We start from the raw sequence: 6,192 nt of genomic DNA on the forward strand, positions 1-6,192 counted from the left end.
CCCCTTTTTTTTCCGGGGGGGGGGGGTGGTTTTTTTTTTTTTTTGGGGCCCCCGGCTGGTTCTGCCACCCCGGCGGGGGGGCGCGGGGGTTTTGTCTAAACCCCCCCCCCCCCCCGCCGCGCGGAAAATGGGATGGTTCAGTGTGCGGTCGTGCGGACCACGTCGATGAGCGCTTCGACGGCACGGGCGCAGTCGTTGCGGGTGTAACCCAGCCGGCGCACTTCGCCGGCCTCGGGTTCGTAGGCCAGCGTGTTGCCGCGGCCCTGGATGATGGCGGCGTCCGGCAGCAGCGGATGCTGTTCGTCGCGTTCGGTGATTTCCCGCGCCCCGCCCGCGGCGTCGACCATCATCTGGAAGAACTGCCGGTAGGAGAGGTTCTGGTCACCGATGAGGTACGCCGCACCGGATTCCCCGTCGGCCAGGGCACCGCGGATCGCCTGTGCGAGTGAGGCGGCGGACATGTAGTTGGTGCCGCCGACCGGGGCGAAATCGGGGATATCGGGCTCTTTCCCGGCCGCCCACGAGACCATCCGCCGGTAACGGCGGGCCGAGGCACCGGAGACCGCGCCGATGATCGAGGGCGGATTGAGCGTGCACACACTGAACGATTCGTCCGCGAGCGCGCGAGCACCCTCGTCGGCGGCCTTGCGTGCCGCGATATACGGGTTGTTGGCCGCGAGGTCCGGTCGCAGCTGGTGGTAGTAGCTGCCGACCTGCACGAACCGGCCCACACCGGCCTGTTTGGCGAGTGCGGCGAACCGCGGCACGCCCTCGATCTGGGTATCCGCCCAAAACCGCTGGGGGTCGTCGTCCGCTTTCTTGTGCCGCACATCCTGGCCGGCGGAGAAGACGATACCGTCGAACCGTGACAGTTGTTCCCGGGTGAACGTGGGAACGGTGTAATCGCCTGTGAGTAGCGGAAATCCGGCGACCGGGGAGTTGCCCGGGGTCTCCCCGCGCGCCGCGATGGTGACATCGTCGCCGTGTTCACGCAGGTGCAGCGCGGCGTGCGCGCCGATCATGCCGGTGCCGCCGATGATCAGAATTTTCATCTCAGAGAGGTCTTTCGGTGCGTCGGGTCAGGGATTGCGGGGACGGTTGGTCCAGCCGCCGGAGTGGCGCGGCACCCAGCCACCGGCGGCGTGGGTTCCGCCGTCGACGTGGATGGTGCCGCCGGTGACGAAGCGGGACAGGTCGGAGGCGAGAAACAGCGCCACCCCGGCCACATCGTCCGGCTGTCCGGGACCGCCGAGTGGTGACCAGGTCGGCCACAGGTGCCGGTCCTCCTCGGGGACGAGCGCCGCGTAGGGCACCTGGACCGATTCGATGAGGTCCGGGGCGATGGCGTTGACACGGATTCCGGCGGGGCCGATCTCCGCGGCCAGCGACCGGGTGAATCCGGTCAGTGCGGCTTTGTATCCCGAGTACACGGCGTGGCCGGGGATCGCGCGATGGCCCTCGACCGTGGTGAGGTTGATGATGGAACCGGTGCCGAGCTCGGTCATCCCGGGTAGCAGGGCATGGGTCAGACGCAGGACGTGCGCGAAATTGATGTCGTGCAGTTCGTCCCACAACGCGGGCGCGTTGGTGGCGAAGGTATGCGGCGGTTGCAGGTAGTGGCCGACATTGTTGACGAGTACGTGGGGCCGGTGCTCGACGATTGCGGGCGGGCACGGCGATTCCCGCACATCCCATTCCACGTGCGCTATCGAGCCACCCGCGGCGGTATCGAAATCGACCGAACCGATCGGCTCGATATCGGCGACCAGGACATCGGCACCGTGCGCGGCGAAGGCCCGCGCGACGGCGGCGCCGATACCGGCGGCACCACCGGTGACCACGGCCCGCCGGCCCGCGAGCAGCGCAGCGGGAGTGAATGAGCAGAGTTCGGTCATCCACGGATTACAACCCGCCGCCATCCCGTCCGATAGCGAAGTTTCCGGACAGTGGAAAAACTCGTCCCCACCGTACCCGGCGCGACCTAGGGTGCGAGATGGCGTCGCGAACCCCTGACATGGAGTTATCCCGTCGCGTCGGCCAAAAGAGGAAGGAGACCGGATGCGGTCGCAGAATTCCCGCGAGACCCCGACCGGAGTCATGCAGCGCGCGGCCTCGATCCTCGATGTGCTCGACGGTGCCGAACCGATGAACCTGTCACAGATCGTCGCGGCCACCGGATTACCGCTGTCGTCGGCGCATCGCGCGCTGGAACAGCTGGTCGCGTTGCGCTGGGTGCACCGGCACGGCAAGAGCTACCAGCTGGGTATGCGCATCATCGAGCTCGGTTCGGCCGCGTCCCAGCAGAACGCGCTGCGTCGGGCCGCGCTCCCCAGCCTGCACTGGTTGCACCGAGTGACCGGCTGCATCGTGCATCTGGGCGTACTCGACGGCGACGAGGTGGTCTATCTGGAGAAGGTCGGCGGGGAACTCGTCACCGGTATCCGGTCGCGGGTCGGCAGCCGGATGCGTGCGGAGACCTCGGCGATCGGCAAGGCCCTGCTCGCCCTCGACCGGCCCACTCTCGCCGGCTCACCGGATATCGACCGGGCCCGGGAACTGCGCATGGTCTACGAGCACGAGCGGTGCATGAAGGGTTTCAGCTGTGTGGCGGCACCGATCGGGACGATGGGTCACGGGGAGCCCGCCGCGATCTCGGTTTTCGGCTCGGTCGCGAAGATCCGCGCAGACCAGCGGATACACCTGTCGGTGCAGACCGCGGCGGCCGAAATCGGACGGCGACTGGATCTGCCCCGCTCCAGTACGGCCCAGCGGCACCCCACCCGGTTCCGGCAGAGCCGGTTGGGTGCCTAGCAGGTGCCCGGGCTGTCGAGCTCTCGCCGTTGAACACGAGGTGGGCTCGACGCGACGGCCCCGGCTCCGCCCGTGTGAGCGGGGCCGGGTCCGCCCACCCCGGGTTCGGTTCAGTCGTTCGGGATGAGGGTGTATTTGGTGAAGAGGAATTCGTGGATACCCTCGAATCCGCCTTCGCGCCCGATTCCGGACTGTTTGATCCCGCCGAACGGTGCCGCGGCATTGGAGACGACACCGGCGTTCAGGCCCATCATGCCGGTTTCCAGCCGGTCGATCATGCGGTGGCCGCGGGCGAGGTCACGCGTGTACACGTAGGAGACGAGACCGTATTCGGTGTTGTTCGCCAGCCGCACGGCTTCGTCTTCGGTGCTGAACGTGGTGATGGCGAGGACCGGGCCGAAGATCTCCTCGCGCAGGATTTCGCTGCCCTCGGCGACGCCGGTGAGCACCGTGGGCTCGTAGAAACTTCCGGGTCGCTCGACCCGGGACCCGCCGGTACGCACCACTGCGCCGCGCGCTGTGGCGTCGGCGACGAGTTCGGCGGCCTTGTGTACCGCCTTGTCGTCGATGAGCGGGCCGATCGTCACGCCGTCCTCGGTGCCGCGGCCGATGGTCATCGCCGCGACCCGGGCGGTGATCCGGTCGGCGAATTCCCCGGCGATCCGCTCGTGCACGATGAACCGGTTCGCGGCCGTGCAGGCCTGCCCGATATTGCGGAACTTCGCCGCCAGCGCCCCGTCGACCGCCTTGTCGAGGTCGGCATCGTCGAAAACCACGAACGGGGCATTGCCGCCGAGTTCCATCGAGACACGCAGAACCGTATCGGCGGCCTGGGCGATGAGCTTGCGACCCACCCCGGTCGATCCGGTGAACGATAGTTTCCGCAGCCGGGGGTCGGCGATGAGCGGCGCCGAGACACTGCTCGCGGAAGCGGTGGTCACCACGTTCACCACGCCGGCGGGTAGCCCGGCGTCGGCCAGTAGCTGCGCGAAGAACAGGGTGGTCAGCGGTGTGGCCTCCGGCGGTTTGAGCACCGTGGTGCACCCTGCGGCCAGTGCCGGCGCAATTTTGCGGGTGGCCATGGCGAACGGGAAATTCCAGGGGGTGATGAAGAAGCAGGGCCCGACCGGATGCTGCGAGACGATCATCTGTCCCGTGCCCTCGGGATTGCTGCCGTACCGGCCGTGGACGCGTACGGCCTCCTCACTGAACCAGCGCAGGAATTCGCCACCGTAGGTGACTTCGCCGCGGGCCTCGGCCAGCGGTTTCCCCATCTCCACCGTCATCAGCAGGGCGAGGTCGTCGGCACGTTCCTGCACCAGTTCCCAGGCGCGGCGCAGAATTTCGCTGCGTACCCGGGGTGCGGTGGCCGCCCACGACTCCTGCGCGGCCACCGCAGCGTCCAGGGCACGGATAGCGTCGCCGGGGGTGGCATCGGCGACCGAGCGAACCACTTGTCCCGTCGCGGGATCGCGCACCTCGAAGGTGGCGCCGCCGGTGGCATCGAGCCATTCGCCGCCGATGAAAAGCTGGTTCGGGGTCGCGGAGAGCAGCGTGTTCTCGCGGTCGGTCACTTCGTCACTCCTGAGGATGAGAACAGTCGGGCACGGCGCAGGCCCTCGGTGCTGTCGGGTGTGGCGTGCACAGCACGGTCAGTACGAGGCACGCGCGGGATCTTCGCTACTGCCGACAAAGGTCTGTGCCAGCTGCTCGGAACCGCGTGCCAGCAATGCCACATCGGCGCCGACGAGGATGAACCGGGCACCCGCGGCGGCGTAGTCCCGCGCGGCGGCGGGGTCGAAGGCGTTGACCCCGATGGGTTTACCTGCCGCGGCAATTCCCGCGAATGCGCGTTTCACGGCGGCGACCACCTCGGGATGGGTCTGCTGCCCGAGCAACCCCATCGAAGCGGCGAGATCGCTGGGGCCCACGAAAACTCCGTCCACACCTGGCGTTTCGGCAATCGCGCGGGCGTTCTCCACGCCCTCGATCGATTCGATCTGCACGAAGACCGAAACATGGTCGGCATCGTTGTTCAGATAGCCCTCGACCCGGTTCCAGCGCGCGGAACGAGCCAGGGCGCTGCCCACACCGCGCCGGCCGGTGGGTGGGTACCGGGTCATGGCCGCCACGTCCGCGGCTTCCTCGGGCGTCGAGATCATCGGAACCAGCAGGTTCTGCGCGCCGAGGTCGAGAACCTGTTTGATGATCACCGTTTCCCCCACGGGCACGCGGACCAGCGGGGTCGAGGGGTAACCGGATACGGCGTAGAGCTGCGCGAGGGTGGATTCCAGCCCGTTGGGGGCGTGCTCCATATCGATGAGCAGCCAATCCAGGCCCGCCCCGGCCATGATCTCGGCGACCACGGGGGAACCGGAGCAGATCCATCCGCCGTAGAGGGTGCGGTCCGTGGCGGCCAGCCGGTCCCGGAAGGTGGGGGTCAGACGAAGCGGCACGATATCGTTCCCATCGGTCCGTAGTCGGCGAGCACAGTATCGCCGGGTTCCACCCACATCGGGCGGGTGAAGGAGCCGGCCAGCACGATCTCGCCCGCAGCGAGGTGATCGCCGTGCTGGGCGAGTTTGTTCGCGAGCCAGGCGACGCCGGTGGCGGGATGGTTGAGCACCGCCGCGGCGACTCCCGATTCCTCGATGGTCTCGTTGCGGTACAGCAGCGCGGCGACCCAGCGCAGGTCGATATCACCGGGTTTCACCGGATTGCCGCCGTACACCAGCCCGCCGAAGGCGGCGTTATCGCTGATGGTGTCGACGATCGTCCGGCCCGGTAGTTCGACCCGCGAGGACAGGATCTCCAGCGCCGGGACGACGTACTCGGTCGCCCGCAGCACATCGAAAACGGTCGTATCGGGTCCGTGCAAGGGTTCGGCGAGGACGAAGGCGAGTTCGACCTCGATCCGGACGTTGGAGAATTGCGCATGCTCGATCACCGCACCGTTGTCGAATACCGCGTCGGCGAAGATCGCGCCGTAGTCGGGTTCGGTGATACCGGTGGCCGCCTGCATGACCTTGCTGGTGAGCCCGATCTTGCGGCCCACCGGCCGGCGGCCCGCCGCGATACCGCGGCGGCGCCATTCGTTCTGCACGGCATAGGAATCCTCGACGGTCATCGACGGATAACGCCCGGTCAGCAGCGGCACAGTCGTGCGGTCGCGTTCCGCGGCGGCCAGTTCGTCGGCGATCGCCGTACGGGTTGCGGCGTCCAGCGCCATCGGAAATCCTTCCTGCCGGCCGGTCCCCGGTGTAAGCCCGGGGCCGGCCGTGGTGGTCAGAGCGGGTGGCCCACGGTGTTTTAGCCCGTTTTTCAGTACGGGAGGTGCGCGTGACCCCGGTCGGCCAATTGGCGCTTGATATTGGCCAGGTA

General features: G+C 67.8%; 6 protein-coding genes. 1 reads left to right on the forward strand and 5 read right to left on the reverse strand.

Annotated features, from left to right (window positions below):
- Positions 1–137 precede the first annotated feature (137 nt).
- Entirely contained in the window at positions 138–1,052 is a 915-nt protein-coding gene (locus QH196_RS01165; protein ID WP_280413874.1) for an NAD-dependent epimerase/dehydratase family protein, read from the reverse strand.
- 27 nt (positions 1,053–1,079) lie between these two features.
- A complete protein-coding gene (locus QH196_RS01170) occupies positions 1,080–1,895 on the reverse strand; it encodes an SDR family NAD(P)-dependent oxidoreductase (RefSeq protein ID WP_280413875.1) in 816 nt (271 codons plus the stop codon).
- A gap of 163 nt (positions 1,896–2,058) precedes the next feature.
- On the opposite strand from QH196_RS01170, the gene QH196_RS01175 reads away from it, so the two are divergent.
- Positions 2,059–2,811 (forward strand): IclR family transcriptional regulator, encoded by a 753-nt coding sequence (locus QH196_RS01175; RefSeq protein WP_280413876.1) that lies wholly within the window; start codon positions 2,059–2,061, stop codon positions 2,809–2,811.
- Positions 2,812–2,921: 110 nt separating this feature from the next.
- Here QH196_RS01175 and QH196_RS01180 read toward each other — a convergent pair whose 3' ends face one another.
- From QH196_RS01180 to QH196_RS01190, 3 genes are all read right to left on the reverse strand, one after another.
- The gene (locus QH196_RS01180; protein ID WP_280413877.1) at positions 2,922–4,385 is read right to left on the reverse strand and encodes an NAD-dependent succinate-semialdehyde dehydrogenase; all 1,464 of its coding nucleotides are present in this window, start codon (positions 4,383–4,385) and stop codon (positions 2,922–2,924) included.
- A gap of 78 nt (positions 4,386–4,463) precedes the next feature.
- On the reverse strand, positions 4,464–5,267 hold the full coding sequence (locus QH196_RS01185) for an HpcH/HpaI aldolase family protein (RefSeq protein WP_280413878.1): 804 nt from the start codon (positions 5,265–5,267) through the stop codon (positions 4,464–4,466).
- Positions 5,252–6,040, reverse strand: a complete 789-nt coding sequence (locus tag QH196_RS01190) for a fumarylacetoacetate hydrolase family protein (protein ID WP_280413879.1) — start codon at positions 6,038–6,040, stop codon at positions 5,252–5,254. Before QH196_RS01190 ends, QH196_RS01185 begins: the two co-directional genes overlap by 16 nt.
- Between the last annotated feature and the right edge of the window lie 152 nt (positions 6,041–6,192).

Origin of the sequence: Nocardia carnea (genome assembly GCF_029868325.1) — a bacterium.
Lineage (GTDB): Bacteria > Actinomycetota > Actinomycetes > Mycobacteriales > Mycobacteriaceae > Nocardia > Nocardia carnea_C.

Coding starts and splice junctions, on each gene's coding strand:
- QH196_RS01165 (WP_280413874.1), bottom strand. CDS start 1,052: ATGAAAATTCTGATCATCGGCGGCACCGGCATGATCGGCGCGCACGCC.
- QH196_RS01170 (WP_280413875.1), bottom strand. CDS start 1,895: ATGACCGAACTCTGCTCATTCACTCCCGCTGCGCTGCTCGCGGGCCGG.
- QH196_RS01175 (WP_280413876.1), top strand. CDS start 2,059: ATGCGGTCGCAGAATTCCCGCGAGACCCCGACCGGAGTCATGCAGCGC.
- QH196_RS01190 (WP_280413879.1), bottom strand. CDS start 6,040: ATGGCGCTGGACGCCGCAACCCGTACGGCGATCGCCGACGAACTGGCC.